17 protein-coding genes and 2 pseudogenes are annotated in these 17802 nt (G+C 71.5%); 4 read left to right on the top strand and 15 right to left on the bottom strand.

Annotation, left to right across the window (positions count from 1 at the left end; translation table 11 throughout):
* The first annotated feature begins 109 nt into the window (after positions 1 to 109).
* Positions 110 to 463, top strand: a complete 354-nt coding sequence (locus tag BN3788_RS12705; protein WP_066586518.1) for a UBP-type zinc finger domain-containing protein — start codon at positions 110 to 112, stop codon at positions 461 to 463.
* A gap of 21 nt (positions 464 to 484) precedes the next feature.
* Here the strand turns inward: BN3788_RS12705 and BN3788_RS12700 are convergent, their stop codons facing one another.
* From BN3788_RS12700 to BN3788_RS12650, 11 genes are all read right to left on the bottom strand, one after another.
* Positions 485 to 1249, bottom strand: coding sequence for a phosphotransferase (locus tag BN3788_RS12700; RefSeq protein ID WP_199824779.1), 765 nt, complete (start codon positions 1247 to 1249; stop codon positions 485 to 487).
* A 51-nt stretch (positions 1250 to 1300) separates the two neighbouring features.
* A complete protein-coding gene (locus BN3788_RS12695) occupies positions 1301 to 2053 on the bottom strand; it encodes an ABC transporter ATP-binding protein (RefSeq protein ID WP_108723854.1) in 753 nt (250 codons plus the stop codon).
* Between the two features lie 62 nt (positions 2054 to 2115).
* The gene (locus BN3788_RS12690; RefSeq protein WP_066586517.1) at positions 2116 to 2916 is read right to left on the bottom strand and encodes an ATP-binding cassette domain-containing protein; all 801 of its coding nucleotides are present in this window, start codon (positions 2914 to 2916) and stop codon (positions 2116 to 2118) included.
* Positions 2913 to 3830, bottom strand: a complete 918-nt coding sequence (locus tag BN3788_RS12685; protein WP_082812856.1) for an ABC transporter permease — start codon at positions 3828 to 3830, stop codon at positions 2913 to 2915. Before BN3788_RS12685 ends, BN3788_RS12690 begins: the two co-directional genes overlap by 4 nt.
* Entirely contained in the window at positions 3827 to 4798 is a 972-nt protein-coding gene (locus BN3788_RS12680) for an ABC transporter permease (RefSeq protein WP_066586514.1), read from the bottom strand. Before BN3788_RS12680 ends, BN3788_RS12685 begins: the two co-directional genes overlap by 4 nt.
* 7 nt (positions 4799 to 4805) lie before the next feature.
* The gene (locus tag BN3788_RS12675; protein ID WP_234346635.1) at positions 4806 to 6365 is read right to left on the bottom strand and encodes an ABC transporter substrate-binding protein; all 1560 of its coding nucleotides are present in this window, start codon (positions 6363 to 6365) and stop codon (positions 4806 to 4808) included.
* Positions 6366 to 6740: 375 nt separating this feature from the next.
* On the bottom strand, positions 6741 to 7763 hold the full coding sequence (locus tag BN3788_RS12670) for a DUF2804 domain-containing protein (RefSeq protein WP_199824778.1): 1023 nt from the start codon (positions 7761 to 7763) through the stop codon (positions 6741 to 6743).
* A 55-nt stretch (positions 7764 to 7818) separates the two neighbouring features.
* Positions 7819 to 8475, bottom strand: coding sequence for a LysE family translocator (locus BN3788_RS12665; RefSeq protein ID WP_066586512.1), 657 nt, complete (start codon positions 8473 to 8475; stop codon positions 7819 to 7821).
* 43 nt (positions 8476 to 8518) lie between these two features.
* Positions 8519 to 9334 (bottom strand): DUF2599 domain-containing protein, encoded by an 816-nt coding sequence (locus tag BN3788_RS19535; RefSeq protein WP_066586509.1) that lies wholly within the window; start codon positions 9332 to 9334, stop codon positions 8519 to 8521.
* 167 nt (positions 9335 to 9501) lie between these two features.
* Positions 9502 to 10185 (bottom strand): ABC transporter ATP-binding protein, encoded by a 684-nt coding sequence (locus tag BN3788_RS12655; RefSeq protein WP_066586506.1) that lies wholly within the window; start codon positions 10183 to 10185, stop codon positions 9502 to 9504.
* Complete coding sequence (locus BN3788_RS12650; RefSeq protein WP_066586503.1) at positions 10182 to 11264, bottom strand: ABC transporter permease; 1083 nt, start codon at positions 11262 to 11264, stop codon at positions 10182 to 10184. Before BN3788_RS12650 ends, BN3788_RS12655 begins: the two co-directional genes overlap by 4 nt.
* A gap of 188 nt (positions 11265 to 11452) precedes the next feature.
* On the opposite strand from BN3788_RS12650, the gene BN3788_RS12645 reads away from it, so the two are divergent.
* Positions 11453 to 12643 carry a sensor histidine kinase gene (locus BN3788_RS12645; protein WP_066586501.1) on the top strand — a complete coding sequence of 397 codons (1191 nt, stop codon included), beginning with the start codon at positions 11453 to 11455 and terminating at the stop codon, positions 12641 to 12643.
* Entirely contained in the window at positions 12640 to 13272 is a 633-nt protein-coding gene (locus BN3788_RS12640; RefSeq protein ID WP_066586498.1) for a response regulator, read from the top strand. The genes BN3788_RS12645 and BN3788_RS12640 overlap by 4 nt, the downstream gene beginning before the upstream one ends.
* Here BN3788_RS12640 and BN3788_RS12635 read toward each other — a convergent pair.
* The 3 genes and pseudogenes from BN3788_RS12635 to BN3788_RS18705 form a co-directional block, all read right to left on the bottom strand.
* Entirely contained in the window at positions 13259 to 14236 is a 978-nt protein-coding gene (locus tag BN3788_RS12635) for a DMT family transporter (protein ID WP_082812854.1), read from the bottom strand. The genes BN3788_RS12640 and BN3788_RS12635 overlap by 14 nt on opposite strands.
* Positions 14237 to 15457, bottom strand: a complete 1221-nt coding sequence (locus tag BN3788_RS18710) for an argininosuccinate synthase-related protein (protein WP_199824777.1) — start codon at positions 15455 to 15457, stop codon at positions 14237 to 14239. It lies immediately after the preceding gene.
* 5 nt (positions 15458 to 15462) lie between these two features.
* Positions 15463 to 16031, bottom strand: a pseudogene (locus BN3788_RS18705) (2OG-Fe dioxygenase family protein).
* Positions 16032 to 16630: 599 nt separating this feature from the next.
* Here BN3788_RS18705 and BN3788_RS12620 point away from each other — a divergent pair.
* A pseudogene (locus BN3788_RS12620) lies at positions 16631 to 16993 on the top strand (response regulator transcription factor); the annotation flags it as partial.
* Between the two features lie 9 nt (positions 16994 to 17002).
* Here the strand turns inward: BN3788_RS12620 and BN3788_RS12615 are convergent.
* Positions 17003 to 17797, bottom strand: a complete 795-nt coding sequence (locus BN3788_RS12615) for a hypothetical protein (RefSeq protein WP_066586482.1) — start codon at positions 17795 to 17797, stop codon at positions 17003 to 17005.
* Positions 17798 to 17802: the final 5 nt, after the last annotated feature.

Raw genomic sequence — 17802 nt, 5'->3', positions numbered from 1 at the left:
GCAACGGCCCCGCGCGAGACCATGCGCGGGGCCGTTGCCGCGCCCTGCCCGGCGGCTGCGCCTAGCCTCGAAGGAGACGCCAGTGCTGTCACCCGCAGGAGGCTGAGACATGAGCGAGCCAGCGATCCCCGGCATCGACACCACCGTCCCGCCGAGCGGGCCTGGCTGCGTCGAGTGCTTGCAGTCCGGCGGCTGGTGGTTCCACCTGCGGCGTTGCGCGGAGTGCGGCCATGTGGGCTGCTGCGACTCGTCGCCGGCCCAGCACGCCACCGGGCACCACCATGACACCGGCCACCCGATCGTCCAGTCGTATGAGCCGGGCGAGGAGTGGTTCTGGGACTACCCGCGTGAGGGCTTCTTCGAGGGGCCGCCGCTGGCCGCGCCGACGCACCACCCGTCGGGCCAGCCCGTCCCCGGCCCTGCGGGGAACGTGCCGCCGAACTGGATCGAGCTGCTGCACTGACGGCGAGCTCGACGCCTGGCCTCAGCCCACGCCCAGGGCGCGGCGCAGCACCTCGCCGTGAGCCTCGATCCACTCGGCGTCAGCACGCCAGTAGCCGCCGTGGCCCTCATCCCAGAGCCGTGACCACGGCTGGGCGCCCGTGCGATGGCCGCCCTCCAGCAGGTCGAACATGCTCCACGCGCGGGGCGCCAGCAGGTCCGCCAACCGGGTGCGCCCGGCCTCGTCGAGTCGGTAGCCGTCGGCGAGGGCACGCAACGCGTCACCCGACGCCGACGGCCCGGGGCCGCCCGGTGACAGCGGGATGAACCCGTGGGCCGCATAGGCCAGGTCCCAGCCGCGCGTGCCGGGACCACAGCCATCCCAGTCGATCAGCACGAGCCGATCGTCGGCCAGCACCAGGTTCCATGGCGCCAGGTCGTGGTGGATCACCAGGTCGGTGCCGTCGGGGGCGATCGCGGTGTGCCACTGCGCGTCGCTGGGCGGCGTCCAGCCGTCGAGCGCGTCGTGCAGGTCCCGGGCCACGCGTCCCACCTCGCGTAGGTCCGGCGGCGTGACGCCCGGGCTCGTCGGGTGCGCCATCGGGCCGGGGATGAAGTCGACGACGTGGCGGCCCTGGTCGTCGAGGCCGTGGGAGCGGGGCGCGTGCGGGAAGCCGACGTCGGCCAGCCGGGTCAGCACGGCGTGCACGGCGGGCGTCCAGGGGCCCGCCGTGCGGCGCACTGTGTCGCCGGCGCGCACCACGCCGGCTGTCGTGTTGCCGCCGGTCAGCGGCGTCTCATGGTCCACCCGGGCAGTCTTGGCGTGGGCGCCCGCCGGGTCAACGGGAAACGCGGGCGGTCAGGGAAGGCGCGGCACGGCTGTGAGCAGCCGCTGGGTGTACGGGTCCTGGGGGCGGGTGAGCACCTGCTCGGTGGTCCCGGCCTCGACGACGCGGCCGTCGTGCAGCACGACGGTGTCCTCACAGAGCTGGCCGACCACGGCGATGTCGTGGCTGACCAGCACGAGCGTCAGGCCCAGCTCCGCGCGCAGGCGGCGCAGCAGGTCCATCACCTGCTCCCGCACGGACACGTCCAGGGCGCTGACCGGCTCATCGCCCACCAGCACCGACGGCGACGGCGCCAGCGCGCGGGCGATGGCGATGCGCTGCCGCTGCCCGCCGGAGAACTGCGCCGGGTACCGGGTCGCCGCGTCGGGCTCCAGGCCCACCCAGCCGAGCACCTCGGCGACGCGCGCGCGGCGGTCGCCGGGGATACGCAGCGAGCGCAGCGGCTCGGCGATGACGTCCCCGATGGTCATCCGGGGGTCCAGCGAGGAGCGCGGGTCCTGGAAGACGATCTGCACGTCGCGCCGGAACCGGCGCACGGCGGCCCGGTTGCGGTGGGCGAGCGGCTCGCCGCGGTAGCGGACCTCCCCGGTGGTCGGCCGGTCCAGGGCGAGGAGCAGGCGCAGCAGCGTGGACTTGCCGGCGCCGGACTCCCCGACGATGCCGACGCTGCGCCCGGCGTGGACGGCCAGGTCCACGCCGGCCAGCGCGGTGGTGGCGCGCGGCCCGGAGCCGTACGAGCGCCCGACGCCCGCGAGCTCGAGCAGCGGGGCGCCCGTCGGAGCCGCCAGCGCAGGCCCGGGCGCGGTGTCGAGGCCAGATGCGGTGCTCACATCGCCTCCTGTGTGAACGGCAGCCGGGTCACGGCACGGGCCGCGTCGATGAGCTGGCGGGTGTACGGGTGGGCGGGGGCGGCCAACGCGTCGGCCACGGTGGTGGACTCGACGACCCGGCCCTCGCGCATCACCACCAGGTCCCGCGCGACCCGCGCGACCACCGGCAGGTCGTGGGAGACGAAGACGAGGGTGACGCCGGTGCGGTCCACGAGCTCGTCGAGCAGGTCGAGCACCTCTGCCTGGACCGTCACATCGAGGGCCGTCGTCGGCTCGTCGGCTAGGAGGACGCGCGGCTCGCACGCGAGCGCCATCGCCAGCGCGACGCGCTGCCGCTGCCCGCCGGAGAGCTGCCACGGGTACGAGCCGAGGATCCGCTCGTAGTCGTCGAGGCGCACCATGCGGCACAGCGCCGCCGCCTGCTCGCGGGCCTGCGCTCGGGACAGCCCGCGGTGCAGGCGCAGCGGCCCGGCGATCTGGCGGCCCACGGTCATCAGCGGGTCCAGGGCCGTGAGCGGCTCCTGGAACACCATCGCGATCTGCGCGCCGCGGATGCGGTCGAGCCTGCGGCTGGGCAGCGTGAGCAGGTCGACGCCGTCCAGCAGCACCTGGCCCGTCGTCGTCATCCCGTCGGGCAGCAGGCCCAGCACGGCCAGCGCGGTCATCGACTTGCCCGATCCGGACTCGCCGATCACGCCCAGCCGCCCGCCAGCCTCGACGGACCAGCTCACGGAGTCGAGCAGGGTGCGCCCGCCGGAGGTGCGGACTGTCAGGTCGCGGACTTCGAGGAGGCTCATCGGTCACCCCTCAGGTTCGGGTCGTTGCGTTCGCGGAGGCCGTCGCCCAGCAGGTTGAGGCCCAGCACCGTGGCCACCACGGCCAGGCCCGGCAGGATCGCGCCCCACGGCTGCACCAGCATCGTGGCCTGTGCCTCGCGCAGCAGCCGCCCCCAGGAGGCCTGCGGCGGCGGGGCGCCGAGCCCCAGGTAGGACAACGACGCCTCGGCGAGGATCGCGGAGCCGGCCAGCAGCATGACCTGCACCAGCAGCGTGGGGCTGATGTTCGGCAGCACGTGCCGCCGGATGGTGCCCCACCAGCCGGTGCCCGACGCCTTCGCGGCCGTCACGTAGTCCTCACGCAGCACCCGCGCGGTGTTGACCCGGGTGACCCGCGCGATGACGGCCGAGCCGGCGATGCCGATGGCCGCGATCGCGGAGGTGAGCGAGGCGCCGCGCACGGTGACGATCAGCATGGCGAGCAGCAGCGTCGGGAAGGCGATGAGCAGGTCCACCACGTTCACCAGGGCCACGTCGAGCCAGCGGGTGGTCGCGGCGGCGAGGATGCCGAGGGTCAGGCCGAGCACGGTGGCGACGAGCACCGAGGCCACGGCGACGACCATCGCGGCCTGCGCGCCGCCCATGAGCTGGCTGAGCAGGTCCCGGCCCAACCGGTCGGTGCCCGCCCAGTGCTCCGCGGACGGGCCCGCGAGACGGGGGCCGCTGCCGGTGGCGTCGAGGGCGTACGGGGTCCAGAACGTCGCGACCACGCCGACCAGTGCGACGAGTCCGACGAGGACGGCGCCCACGATCAGCGACGGGCTGCGGCGGCGCGCGGCGCGACCGGCGGCGAGGGCCGGAGCGGGGGCGTCGGGCCGGGGGCCGGACAGGTCGTCGGGGGTCAGCGCCGCCCCGGCGGTCAGGTCGGTGCTCATCGGGCCGCTCCCCTCGTGGCTGCGGCGCCGCGCAGCCGCGGGTCGATGGCCTGCTGCGTCAGGTCGATGAGGAAGTTCACGAGCAGCACGACGGCCGTGATGATCAGCACGAGCGCCTGCACCACGGGCAGGTCGCGCGCCTGCACCGAGTCGAGCAGCAGCGCGCCGAGGCCGGGCAGTGCGAAGACGTTCTCGACCACGACGGCGCCCAGCAGCGAGGTCGCCAGCTCGATGCCGAGGATCGCGACCACCGGCACGGCGCCGTTGCGCAGCCCATGCCGGGCGAGCGCGCGGGTGCGGCTGTACCCGAGCGAACGGGCCGTGCGCAGGTAGTCCTGGTCGAGCACGTCCAGCGTCGCCGAGCGCACGTAGCGGACCATCACCGACGACATGGCGATGGCGACGGTGACGACGGGGAGCGTCAGCGAGCGGATCGCCGCCGCCGGGTCGGACCACCCCTGCCGGGGGAAGCCGCCCGGGGGCAGCACCCCCGCCTTGAGGGCGAACACCCACACGAGCATCACGCCCACCCAGAACACCGGCACCGCGACGCCGAGCTGGGCCATCGCGGAGACGGCCACGCCCACGACGCCACGGCGCCGCACCGCCGCGATGATGCCCAGCGGCACGGAGATGAGCACGGACAGCACGAACGCCGCCAGGCTCAACGGCAGCGTGACGGGGAGCCGTGCCGCGATGAGGTCGGCCACCGGCATCCGGGACACGAAGGACGTGCCCAGATCGCCGGAGGCCAGGCCCGTCACCCACTGCCAGAGCTGTGCGCCGACCGGCTGGTCGGTGCCGAGCTCGCTGCGGAGCTGCGCGAGCTGGTCGCTCGTGGTCCCGACGCCCAGCGACGTGCCGGCGGCGTCGCCCGGCAGCAGCCGCAGCACGGCGAAGACGACGACGCCCGCGATCGCGAGCGAGACCAGCAGCGCCAGCGCGCGCTGCAGCAGGTGACGGGCCATCAGCAGCTCAGCCCTCCCGGACGATGTCGGCGACGTAGAAGGACTCCGTCACCTGGTCGATCGGGAAGCCGCTGATGTCGGAGCGGGCCACGCGGATCTGCGGGTCGAGGTACAGCCACGCGGACGGCGCCTCGAGGCCGATGGTCTCGTTGACCTTGCGCAGCAGCGCGACCTGCTCGTCGGTCGTCGCGGCCTGGTCGGCGTCGGCGACCCACTGCTGGACGTCGGCGTTGTTGTAGCCCCAGTAGAAGTCGGGGTTGGCGTACCAGACCAGGTCACGCGGGTTCACGTGGCCCATCAGGGTGGTCTCGTAGTCCTTGTCCGTGTAGATCTTCTGGTACCAGGTCGCGTCGTCGATCGGGTTGAGGTTCAGCGTGACGCCCACGGCCGCGAGGTCCGCCTTGATGAGCTGCACGATCGTCTCGTTGTTGTCCCCGGCGACGTAGTCGAGGGAGAACGCCAAGTCGGTGACGCCGGCCTCGGCGAGCAGGGCCTTGGCCGCGGCCGGGTCGTACGCGTGCACGTCGGCCTGGTCGACGAACCAGTCGTCGGTGGGCGGCACCATCGAGCCGATGACCGTGCCGTAGGAGTCCCACACGGCCGAGCGGATCTTGTCGCGGTCCAGCGCCTTGTACAGCGCCTGGCGCACCCGCACGTCGGAGAACGGCGCGATGCGGTTGTTGAACGTCCAGATCTGCTTGGTCGTCGACGTGCCCTCCGTGATCGTGAAGTCCGGGTTGCCCTCGAACTGCACGAGCTGGTCGGGGGAGTCCTCCGCGATGACCAGGTCCAGGTCGCCGGTGAGCAGCGCGTTGTTCAGCGCCGTCGTGTCCTTGAAGAAGCGGAACGTGACGCCGATGTTCTTAGCCGGCTCGCCCCAGTAGTCGTCGAAACGCTCGATGGTCAGGTGGTCGCCCTGCGTCCACTCGGCGAACCGGTACGGGCCGGTGCCGTTGTCGCTGCTCAGCTCCGTGTCGCCATCCTTCACGATGGTGACGGACGCCAGGTAGAACGGCAGCGCCTGGCTGCGGCGGGCCAGTGTGAGCACCACAGTGGCGTCGTCGGGCGTGGCGATGTCCTGGATCACCGACAGGTCGGCCTTGCGCGCGCTCTTCGACTCCGGCGCGATGGCCTGCGAGATGCTCCACGCGACATCGGCGGAGGTGAACGGCGTGCCGTCGTGGAACACGACATCGGTCTGCAGGTGGAACGTGACCGTCAGGCCGTCCTCGGAGGCGTCCCAGCTCTCGGCCAGCGTCGGTATCACGGCGCCGTCGACGTCCACCGAGGTCAGGCCCTCGAAGACGTTGCGCGTCATGGTCTGCGAGACGCCGGAGGAGCCGCCGACATTGCGGACCAGCCCGGTGGGCTCGTTCGTCGAGCCGATGACGATCTCGGCCTCGGAGGCGCCGGGCGTGGAGCCGCCGGCGTCAGTGGAGCCGGAGCCACCACCGCACGCCGCCAGCGCCAGGGAGGCGGCGAGGGCGAGCGCGGCGGCGGGGAACAGTCGGGATCGCCTCGCTGTGTCTAGCTCTGTCGCGTGCTGCGCATGATATTTTTCTCTCACATGACGCCGGCGCCCCCGGGTCTACCCGCGTAAGGTCGGCCGCCGCCGCCGAAGTGGTATAGAGACAGGGCTCCGCCCTGGGGATGCCAGGAACGGGAGAGGGGGTGCGACGGGCGCGCGCCGCATCATCGGAGGAGGGCGCGCGGGGACGTCAGGGATGCCGACGGATCGGCGGGTGAGGCGAGGGCCTCGGGGGAGTGCCGGGGGGTCGCTTCAGCGACCCGCGCTCAGCAAGCGGTCAGCGACAACACCGTGCGCTCGACGCAGAGAAGCTGCGGAGGCACGTGGTGGTGAGGGTCTGAGAGCGCATGATGCCGTGAGGTTACCAGGTGGTCGGCGAGGGTCGGACCGACAACCTCGTGGCGGACAGGCGCCTCACCAGCGGTTCCGCGCCTCCTCGGCCCAGCCCTCGATCCCGTCGACGCGCACCCGCTCGCCCGTGTCCGTGCTCATCCACCCGGCCCACGTGCCGAAGCACTGATGGGTCTCACCTGCCACGACGCCCAGGTTCATCCGCGAGGCGCGCTCGTGGAATGGCGTGAACTCCAGGTCCACGCGCTCGCGTCCGGCATCGTGCACCTGCCACGGCGCGAGCCAGTCGGCGCGGTCGTACTCCCACACGAGCTCGTCGCTGTTCTTGTGCAGCCGCCCATTGAGCAGCAGCGCGTTCTCCGTGGAGCCCGTGCCGTCGGTCCACCGGCCGCCCACCTGCACCCCCACCACGGCGCCGTCGACCCTGCCGCTGCCCGCGCCCCAGTTCCAGCGCATCGAGTACGGCCACCGGCCGCGCCCATGGTCGAGCACCGCCCACGAGGCGCCGTCGGGCACGTCATGGGCCACCCCGTCCACCACGAGCGTCCCCGTCACCGGCCGGGCGACGTCCTTCACGGTGTACTGGAACTGGCGGTCGCTCCACGGCACCACGACGCCCAGGCTCTCGTGGCCCTCCTCCGGCATCGAGAGCAGGTCCACCACGACCCGATCGGTGCGGGCGCGCAGCAGCGTGCGGCTGTCACCCTCCGTGAGCGTGATCTCCAACCCGCGCGCGGTCGCACTCGCGGGGCCAAGTCCCAGGCTTGCTGGCAGCACCGCGCCGCGCGCGAACGGGACCACAGCGACGTGGTCGATCTCCTCGCCCGTCGCGCGATCGAGCACCCACACCTGGTGCTGCGCCGCGTAGTCCAGGCTCGCCACCGTCACCCCGATGACATGCGTCGGGGTCATCACCCCCCAGTACTCCCACCGCTTGGCCCGGCCCCAGCCGCGCAACTCCGTGCGGTGCAGCGGGCGGCGGCTCCACCCCACTGCCGCAGGGTTCAGCCGGCCCGAGGGCAAGCACAGATTTACGGCCTCAGTGATCTCGCGCTCATGCGCGGTCACCTCAGGGTCGGTGGGCACAGCACTCCTTCGCCGGTGTTGCCCACGACCGTAGCCGTCACCACCCCGGGTCAGATCATGCGGCGACACGTCGGGCGGTGAGGGTCACCGCCGCGAGCGCCGCGTAGACGCCCGCCGAGACCCGGTCCAGCACCCGCATCCGCAGCCGGGGCAGGAACCGCCGCACTGCTCCGCCCGCGAGCGCCCACATCGAGTCGAGCACCCACGCCAACGCGATGAACAGCAGGCCCAGGGTGAGGAGCTGGAGGGACACCGGCCCGGCCGCGGGCACGACGAACTGCGGGAGGAACGCCAGGTAGAACACAGCAGTCTTCGGGTTGAGCGCGCCGACCAGCAGGCCCGCGCGGAACGCCCCGGCCGACGTGGCCGATCTCGCCCCGCCCTTGGCGCCCTCCGGATCCCGGGTGTCGGCGAGGGTGCCCGGCGTCCTGGCCCGCCACGAGCGCACCGCCAACCACACGAGCCACGCCGCGCCCACCACCTTCACGGCCGTGAACATGCTCGCGCTGGCCACCACCACAGCGGACAGCCCCGCCACGGCGGCCAGCACATGCACCAGGTACCCGAGCTCGATCCCGGCGGTGGCCGCGAGGCCCGAGGCGCGACCGTGCCGCAGCGTCGTCGCGAGGATGAAGCCCACGGACGGGCCGGGCACGAGGATCAGCGAGACGCTCGCCAGCGCGAACAGCACGAGCCGGTCGGTGGGCACCATGCTCCGAGCGTGCCACGCCGGGCCTGCCGCGCGCGGGCAGTTTTCAGGTGGGGTTGCAGCGGGCCGCGAGCGTCGCGAAGGAGCCGACGTCGGGCCGCCACGGCTCGAGGTTCCAGGACTCCTTGTCCGGGGCCCCGAGCGCGTGGCAGAGCAGCTGATCGCGCATCCCGTTCGTGTCGGCCTCGGGCTCCTGCGCGATGACCGCCGCCCACACGCCCTCTTGCGCGGCCAGGCCCCCGGCGCGCGCCCACGCGGTGGGCCGCACCGCGAGCGACCGGCCGCCCTCCCGCTCACCCCAGTCGGCGGGGCTGTCGAGCATGCGGGCGCCGAGCCAGAGCGTCGCGGAGCCCGCCGCCAACGTCGCGTCGCCGGTCAGCGAGGAGACGGTGAGGTCGAGCACGTCCTCGGCGACGGCGGAGAACTTCGCCGTCACAGCGCCCTCCGAGGCTCGGGCGGTCGGCGCCGCGAGGCCGCCGGCGAACGACCCGTCCGCCGCGCGCAGCACCACCGAGCCGTCCACCTGAACCTCGAACACGCTGCCCGAGGGCGCCGCGAGCGTCACGACCAGCGCAGGCGCCGCCGAGCCGTCCGGCACGTCGAGGGTGAGCCGCGCCGACCCGTCGTCGAGGGCCTCGGCGTCGGGGGTCGCTCCCGGGGTCATCACGGTGAGCGTCACTCCCTCTGCGGTGAGGGGGACGCCCTGGGCGCGGATCTCGTCGGCGGTGGGCCGTGCGGCGTCGGGCGTTGCCGTTGCTGTGGGAGCGGAGGTGTCCGCGCTGGTCGGGGGAGTCGTCGTCGGGAGCCCGGTGCAGCCCGCGAGCACTGCGGCTCCGAGCACCGCGGCGCCGAGCGCTGCCACGGCGGCACTCCGCGCGCTGCGCCCACCGGCCTGCGCGCCATGCGCGGGCCAGCCCCGCCTCGCTCGCCCTCGGGCAGCCGCCTGTCTCCGCACGGTGGCACGGTAACCCGCGACGTCCCCGGGAGCGCCCTTCGCGTGAGCGCTCCCGGGGACGTCGAACAGCAGACTCAGGCCGCTGCCGCGGGCAGCCGCACTCGCCCGTCGAGCATCTCGACCACCTGGTCCACTTCGCCCAGGTGCGCGCGGTCGTGCGTGACGAGCACCGTCGCGACGCCCTGCCGGTGGGTCAGCGTCACCACCAGGTCGATGATCGCGGCGCCGCGCTCGTGGTCGAGCGCGCTGGTGGGCTCGTCGACGAGCAGCACCGCCGGGTCGCCCATGAGGGCCCGGGCGATGTTGACGCGCTGGCGCTGCCCGCCGGAGAGCTGGTGCGGGCGGCGGTCGGCGAGGTCGGCCATGCCGACGGAGTCGAGCAGCTCGAGCGCGCGGGTCCGGGCGGCCCGGGGGGAGTGCCCGGCGAGGTGCGCCATGACCTGGAGCTGCTCGGCGGCGGTGAGCGACGGCAGCAGGTTCGGCTGCTGGAACACGATGCCGATGCGGTCGCGGCGCAACGTGGTGAGCGCGTCACGGTCGAGGCCGGCGGTGTCCGTGCCGGCGACGACGACGCGCCCGGAGTCGGGGCTGATAAGGGTCGCGGCGACGGCCAGCAGGCTCGACTTGCCCGAGCCGGACGGGCCCACCACGGCGGTGAGCGTGCCCGCGGGCACGTCCAGGCTCACGTGGTCGAGGGCCGTCAGGCGCGACGTGCCGTCGGGGTAGGTGAGGGTGACATCGGTCAGGGTGAGGCTCATCGTGCGCTCCCGAGTGCGGTCAGCGGGTCGACGGACGTGATCCGTCGGATGGACAGCCCAGCCCCGGCGGCGCCCAGCGCGATCATGACGAGCGCGGGCACGAGGACCGTGCTGAGGTCGAGGACGAACGGCGCGGAGCCGCGGATGGCGAGCCCGACACCGGCCGCGATGGCCGAGCCGATGGCGGTGCCCAGCACCAGCAGCACCACTGCCTGCCCGAGCGCGTCGCGCAGCAGGTACCGGGTCGAGGCGCCCAGGGCCTTCAGCACGGCGACGTCGCCGCTGCGCTGGATGGTCCACACCGTGAAGAAGGCACCGATGACCAGCGCGGAGATCGCGAACAGGAACCCCCGCATGAGCTGCAGCGAGCCGTTCTCCGAGGTGTAGGAGCCGATCGCGGACAGCGCGTCGCCGGTGGTGACGGTGCTGGTGCCGAGCCGTGCGTCGGCGGCGGCCAGATCGGCGTCGGAGCCGGTGGTCAAGGCGACGACGGTGGCCGTCGGGGCGCCACCGTCGGCGGCGGCCCCACCTTGCTGGGCGTCGGCCAGGCTCGCCCACACCACGGGGGTGTGGCTGTACCAGTCGTCACCGGCCACGGCCGCGACCTCGACCTGGCGACCGGCGAGAGTGAGCGTGTCCCCGGGGGCCAGCCCCAGGTCGTCGGCGGCGGCTGTCGAGAGCACCACCGAGCCGTCGGCGACGTGGCGGTCAGGCGCCAGCGACGACCCGGGCTCGACGCCGAACGCGGCGACGCTCGCGGCCTTGCCGCCGTCCACGGCCGCCCGCGTCATCGTGATGGCGAGGGGCTCCGCCGAGGTCACCCCCGGCACGTCGGCCCACGCCTGCCACGTGGCGGCGTCGACCTGCGAGTCGGTGAACGAGACCTTCTCGCCGTCGGCCGGGGCGGTGAACGCGAGCCGGTCGGCGCGCAGGTCGGTGATGGCGGAGATGTTCTGATGCGCGAGCCCGGCGGTCAGTCCGGAGACGAGCCCGACGAGCACGGTGATGAGGACGACGACCACCCCCATGAGGGCGAAGCGGCCCTTGGCGAACCGCAGGTCTTTCCAGGGGACGAACACAGATGACGGCCTTTCCTACGAGTGGATGCAGGCGCCGGGACCGGGGCCCGGCGACATCCCCCACGCTCCCCGGAACGACCCCCCTCGGGCATCGCGCTCGCGGTGGCACTGTGATGGCCGGAAGGCGCAGGCCCGCTCCGCCTTTTGATCGATGCCGCGGCTCGGGCAGCGACCTAGCCTGGGAGGACGTGAGCGCCCGATCCCTGACCCCCGTGCTGCTGCGCGCCTGCCTGCACCTGCTGGTGGTCGCGCTCCTCGTGCTGGCCGGGGTGCGGGCGGTCGTCGACCAGATGGACGACGCGGGCGCCGTGGCGGCGACGGCCGTCGCGCTCGGGCTCGTCTACCTGGCGGGCCAGCTCGTCCCGGCGGTGCGGCGCTCGCGCGGCGCGGCGACGGTGTGGCTGGGCGTGCTCATCGCCGTGTGGCTGGTGTTGCTCGCGCTGACCCCGGACGGCATCTGGCTCGCGTTCCCGCTGTTCTTCGTCGAGATGCACCTGCTGCGCACCCGCTGGGGCGTGGTCGCCGTCGGGCTGACCACCGTCGCCGCGATCGCGGGCTTCGGCTGGCATCAGCACGTGTTCACCGCCGCGATGGTCATCGGCCCGGTGCTCGGTGCGGCGGTGTCGGTGGCGGTGGTGCTCGGCTACCAGGCGCTGTACCGGGAGAGCGAGGAGCGCCGCCGGCTCATCGAGCAGCTCCAGGAGGCGCGTGACGACCTCACGGCGGCCGAGCGCACCGCGGGAATGCTCGAGGAGCGCGAGCGCGTCGCCCGGGAGATCCACGACACCCTCGCGCAGGGGCTGTCCAGCATCCAGCTGCTGCTCCGCGCTGCCGAGCGGCGCCTGCCCGACAACCCCGACGAGGCGCTGGCGCACGTCGAGCGGGCCCGGGTGGCGGCGGCCGACAACCTCGCCGAGGCGCGGCGCTTCGTGCGTGACTGGTCGCCCCCCGACCTCGAGGCGGGCGACCTGCCCAGCGCGCTGCGGCGCGTGGGCGCCACCACCGCCGACACGGCGGGGATCGCCGTGCACGTGCAGGTCTCCGGCGAGCCGACCCCGCTGCCGTCGGCGCATGAGCTCGCCTTGCTGCGCATCGCGCAGTCGGCGCTCGCCAACGCCGTCCAGCACGCGCATGCCAGCCGCGTCGAGCTCACGCTGAGCTACATGGGACCCGAGGTGGCGCTCGACGTGGTCGACGACGGCCAGGGCTTCGACCCGGACGCCGTCGACGCGCCCGGTCGGGCAGCCGACGGCGCGGGCTTCGGGCTCGCGGCCATGCGGGCGCGCGCCCGGTCGCTCGGCGGCTCCCTCGCGGTGGAGTCCGCGCCCGGCTCCGGCACGGCCGTGGCCGTGACCCTCCCCGTGGAGGCCGGCGCATGAGCGAGCGCGTGCGCCTGCTGCTCGCCGACGACCACCCGGTGGTCCGCGCCGGGCTGCGCGCCGTCCTCGAGACCGAGCCCGGCTTCGAGGTGGTCGCCGAGGCCACCACCGCCGAGCAGGCCGTCGAGCGCGCCGCCCATGGGGACGTGGACGTGGTGCTCATGGACTTGCAGTTCGGCGCGGGCATGCACGGCACGCAGGCGACTGCGCAGATCACCGCCCAGCCCGGCGGGCCCCGGGTGCTGGTGCTGACCACCTACGACACCGACGCCGACATCCTCGCCGCCATCGAGGCGGGCGCCACCGGCTACCTGCTCAAGGACGCCCCGCCCGAGGAGCTCGCAGCAGCCGTCCGCACCGCCGCGGCGGGCCGCTCAGCCCTCGCCCCCGCGATCGCGATGCGGCTCATGGACCGCGTCCGGGCGCCGGGCGGCGTGCTCAGCCCCCGCGAGACCGAGGTGCTGCAACTCGTCGCCGAGGGGCTGTCCAACCAGCAGATCAGCCAGCGGCTGTTCCTGAGCCAGGCCACCGTGAAGTCCCACCTGGTGCACATCTACACCAAGCTCGGCGTCGACTCCCGCACCGCGGCGGTGGCCGTCGCGACTCAGCGCGGCATCATCCGCCGCTAGGCCGCGCCGCCCCGACCTCGCGGGTCTCCGCGCCGGGACCGGTCGGGTGGCTCCCGGGCCGCGCCGGCCCATCCGAGCCCAACCTCTGCGCGCCCAGCGTCGACACCAGCACGATCACGAGCCCGACCCACCCGATCGGGGCGAGCCGGTCGCCAGCCAGCGTGACGCCGACGAGCGCCGCCCACACCGGCTCGGTGCCGAGCAGCAGGCTGACCCGGCTCGGCGACGTGCGACGGACCGCCCACATCTGGACGACGAACGGGAACACGGTGCAGACGATGACCAGGAACACCATCGCCGCCACCTGCCCGGCGTCCATGCGGGGGACGAACGAGGCCACCGACTGAGACGTGAAGAATGAGGCCGCCACGAAGGCGACGCCGCACACCGCCATCTGCACGAACGTCAGGTTGAACGAGTCGAGCGGCCTGCCCCGCGGCAGCCGGTGCATCATCGTGACGTGGACCGCCCGGACGACGGCGGCGCCGAGCACGAGCCAGTCCCCGAGGCCGAAGGTCGTGACCTCGCCGCCCGCGGTGAGCAGCGCGACCCCGAGGATCGACAGGACGCCCGCGACGTAGTAGATCCCCGCCAGCCGGGTCCGGTTCACCACGGACTCGAGGACCGGCGTGAAGATCATCGTGAGGCTGATGATCAGTCCGGCGTTCGTGGCGCTGGGGCCGGCAATGCCGAACGTCTCGAACGCGAAGACCGCCGTCAGGATCACGCCCAGCGTGACGCCGACCGTCAGCTCGCTCCTCGTGACCCGCCGACGGGACAGCAGCAGGCCCGCCCCGAGCAGCACGGTCGTCAGGCCCATCCGCACCCCGAGGACGGCGAGCACCGCGCCGCCGGCGACCAGGTCCTTGGCCACCCAGTAGGTCGCGCCCCAAGCGACGGCCACCGACATGACGAGCAGGTCGACGCGCAGACTGGCCCTTCCGGCAGGGCGGGCCGTCGTCATCTAGGTAACGACCATGGCGTCAACTAATGGCCGTGGCGCTGGAACAAGATGATGACTACGTTCGTCGGCGATCGATTCCCGCTCCCACTGCTCTCGGTCACGCACGTATAACGGTCGGTCGGCCACAATGGATACGGTATCCGCGGAATGAGGTGATAGTTTCCAGCGCACGGTACCTTCAATCGGGTCGAGTAGCTTCGCGAAGAAGTGGTCCAAGCTCTCACGAAGGCCGCGATACCAGCGTCCTTCGAGTGCTTCCGTCACCCACGTCTGCTCGAGAGCCATCTTCTCTCTGACGGCGTTCTCTGGAAGAGTCGCTAGCTCTAGGTGGCGACGGCTCCTCAAGATTATCCAAGCGGCAGGCATCTCCCGTACTTCCAGGACCTTCTGTCCCCCGTCGAGGTGTTCAAGTCCGCTGTACCGACCGAATCCGAATCGCCCGACTCGGCTGTTCAGTTCGCCGATCAATTCGACGAGTCCCATCGGCCGACCATCGACCGCCACAGGGATGCCCTGACTGAACGTGATCGCGACATCATCTGACATTGCTAACGCGTCGGGACGTGTCCATTCGAACGGGGCAAGTCCTAGATCGTGGCTCTCGGGGTCGTCGAGGCCGCCGGACTCGTACTCGCGGCACCAGAGATTGGAATCACCGCTGATAAGGCGGGCTGCCGATCCGGTGATGCCCGCCGCCGCTAGCGCCGCAACCTTCTGGGAGCGGTCTACAGGGTCCAAGTCGTACGGGCTGCCAAACGAGCCGAAATACTCCAGGTCCGAAATTGCCCCGTTAATGCGACGCAGCGTGTTCTGCGAACGGTTCGCCGTGTGGAGCACTGTGGATGCCCCAAGGTCGTTCGCTAGGGCTACTGCTCGCGCCGCAATTAGCGGCCGCGATAGCGACGAACTGATCGGATGCGTGTCGAGGTAAACCGCGTGCGCCAATATCGCTGGACGGACGAACTTCTCGGCGAACTCCGACCTAGCATCGACAAGATGAAGCGTGGCCCCCATCGCTTCCGCAATCTGCTGCTTTGCTTCGGTGCTCTCATGGTCGCCGATGTTGACCGAGAGTGCGTGTACCTCACTCACGCCGTACTGGAGCAGGCGCAGGAGGAGATAGCTGCTGTCTAGACCGCCGCTGAACAGGGTTACCACAGGTCGTCCGCGATCGGCGACCTCAGTGTGGAGTTGGGAGAAGGATCTGATCTTTCGGTTCACGGACCTCAGGCCTTGCCGTGCGACGTAAACATGACGATCAGAACGTCACGGTAGCCAGTGTCTGCAGCGGGCCGAAGGAGAACGGGTGTGACGTCATGGAGAAGGCGATTATCGTCGAGGAAGATGTATTCACCGGAGTCCTGAAGCTGGACACTCGCGAGTTTCTGCTCGTCGCGCGTCCAGGTGCTGCTCTCCCCGCCGTCTGCTCCGACGCGAGCGACGAATAGCGTGAGCACAAAATCGACGCCGTCGCGATGACGGCCTTCGGGTGCAGGCCTACCTGACTCATCTGGCGTCGCCACAATCCGATTCTGAAAGCACTGAGCGAGCCAGTGATGTCCGGGTCGTGCCGACTCGAGGAACTGGCTGCATGTGGCGATTATTCGAGCGAAACTCCCGCTCTGGACCATCGCGTTCGTAATCGGCTCATACCAGCGCTCGACCCTCCGTTGAGGTGGTTGACATCCGTGGTTTGCGAGTAAGCAACGTGCGGTCGACGAGTGAATGTTCCCGTAGGTGCTTCCACGTCGAATTCCGAGTATCGCCGATAGCGGTATCGACCTCCATCTGCCATGTACGTGTCTGGGTGCAGATCGTCCCATGTGCGCGTGAAGGTGGTCCAATCGGCAGTCGACTCGTCGATCTCTTTCTGTGTGCTATCTGCAAACTCTAGGTACCCATGGACGAATCCGATATCTGCAAGATCGTTTTTGCGCACGCCAATGTTGGTGTCGGTCACGGTGCAGGCCCCCTGCGGCATCAAGTGGAGATCGAAGATCGGAGCGATTCACTGTCGCTGTGTGTACCAGCAAAACGGTATCTACAGCCCGTGAAAATGGCCACTATGTCCGAATTGTGAGATCCGCGATGTCGAGCCTTCTCTGGGCTGCCCACGTCGCCCTCGGACAAAACATGGGCGGTGGCGCTGAGCGGGGTCGGGGCATGGCAGGTGGGCGACGAGGAGGCTCATGGCGGCCATCGACGGGATCTGGCTCCCGGTGGCTCGTGCGACGTCGAGCGCTCGCGTGTGTGTCGCGGTCTCACGAGGCGGAGCATCGCGGTCGCGGCCCGAGCGCGTGATGCCCTCCACGGCCTCCGGCCCTTCAACGCTAGCCCGACGGTATGACCGCATGACAAGTCCGTCGGGGCGGTGGTGACGCGCCTCGAGCGGCTGACGCCGACATTCTCGCCGCCATCGAGGCGGGCGCCACCGGCTACCTGCTCAAGGACGCCCCGCCCGAGGAGCTCGCAGCAGCCGTCCGCACCGCCGCGGCGGGCCGCTCAGCCCTCGCCCCCGCGATCGCGATGCGGCTCATGGACCGCGTCCGGGCGCCGGGCGGCGTGCTCAGCCCCCGCGAGACCGAGGTGCTGCAACTCGTCGCCGAGGGGCTGTCCAACCAGCAGATCAGCCAGCGGCTGTTCCTGAGCCAGGCCACCGTGAAGTCCCACCTGGTGCACATCTACACCAAGCTCGGTGTCGACTCCCGCACCGCGGCGGTCGCCGTCGCCACCCAACGCGGCATCATCCGCCGCTAGGCCGCGCCTTCAGCGCAGCGGCGACCACCCGAGCGCGACCAGGAGCGGCGCCAGTTCGCTGAGGGCGGCCTTGTAGGTCAACTCGGGCGCTCTGGACCACGCTGAGTTGACGCGGTCCCAGAGGCCGAAGCCCGTGGACGTGAAGACAAGCGCCAACCCAGGTACGCACCCCTCCTCGTATGGCAGGACAAGGTTCGAGACAATCAGCGAGTAGGCATCGATGGCGTAGAGCGCTCCCGGGATATCAGACTCGCTGACCGAGTCGGACCCATAGATGCTCCACCAAGGGTGTCCGCGTTGAGGCGCAAGGGTCAGCACGCGCTGCAGGTCGGCGAGCTTGGCCTCGGCGAGCAGGTGCGGAATGGTCAAAGTCACCGCCACGACCGCCGCGTTGACCTGAGCCCACGGCGACACCCACTCGGCCAGTGCGGCTGCGGCGCCCGTCTGCCATGGCCGCCCCCAATGCCGAGTCATCAGCTCCTCGAAGTACGCGCCAGGCGTCTCGTCAGACCCTTCGGCAGCAATCCAACATGGCGCACCGCGCAGGTTGAACGCCACTTCCCAATGAGAGCTGGCGACCCCCAGCCCGAGGACAGGGCCCTCGACCTCTCGCTCGATCTCCGTGATGGGCGGTAGCAACTCGCCTCCGTAGAACTCCCCTTCGGGCGCAAAGCACTGCCGGCCGTCTGCGCGAGCCCACGAGAACCCCTCATCCGCGCCGAGGTGCTCAAGGGCGGCGTTGGCGCGCAGTTCGGTCAGTGGACGGTCCCACTGGGCAACGACGTAGGTGTTGAACGTTCCCATGCCGG

This window comes from Cellulomonas timonensis (assembly GCF_900046455.1).
Lineage (GTDB): Bacteria > Actinomycetota > Actinomycetes > Actinomycetales > Cellulomonadaceae > Cellulomonas_A > Cellulomonas_A timonensis.
Note: the sequence above shows the minus strand (reverse complement) of the source record. Positions and strands in the feature narration are given on the sequence as shown.

Coding starts and splice junctions, on each gene's coding strand:
- BN3788_RS12705 (WP_066586518.1), top strand. CDS start 110: ATGAGCGAGCCAGCGATCCCCGGCATCGACACCACCGTCCCGCCGAGC.
- BN3788_RS12690 (WP_066586517.1), bottom strand. CDS start 2,916: ATGAGCCTCCTCGAAGTCCGCGACCTGACAGTCCGCACCTCCGGCGGG.
- BN3788_RS12685 (WP_082812856.1), bottom strand. CDS start 3,830: ATGAGCACCGACCTGACCGCCGGGGCGGCGCTGACCCCCGACGACCTG.
- BN3788_RS12680 (WP_066586514.1), bottom strand. CDS start 4,798: ATGGCCCGTCACCTGCTGCAGCGCGCGCTGGCGCTGCTGGTCTCGCTC.
- BN3788_RS12665 (WP_066586512.1), bottom strand. CDS start 8,475: ATGGTGCCCACCGACCGGCTCGTGCTGTTCGCGCTGGCGAGCGTCTCG.
- BN3788_RS12655 (WP_066586506.1), bottom strand. CDS start 10,185: ATGAGCCTCACCCTGACCGATGTCACCCTCACCTACCCCGACGGCACG.
- BN3788_RS12640 (WP_066586498.1), top strand. CDS start 12,640: ATGAGCGAGCGCGTGCGCCTGCTGCTCGCCGACGACCACCCGGTGGTC.
- BN3788_RS12635 (WP_082812854.1), bottom strand. CDS start 14,236: ATGACGACGGCCCGCCCTGCCGGAAGGGCCAGTCTGCGCGTCGACCTG.
- BN3788_RS12615 (WP_066586482.1), bottom strand. CDS start 17,797: ATGGGAACGTTCAACACCTACGTCGTTGCCCAGTGGGACCGTCCACTG.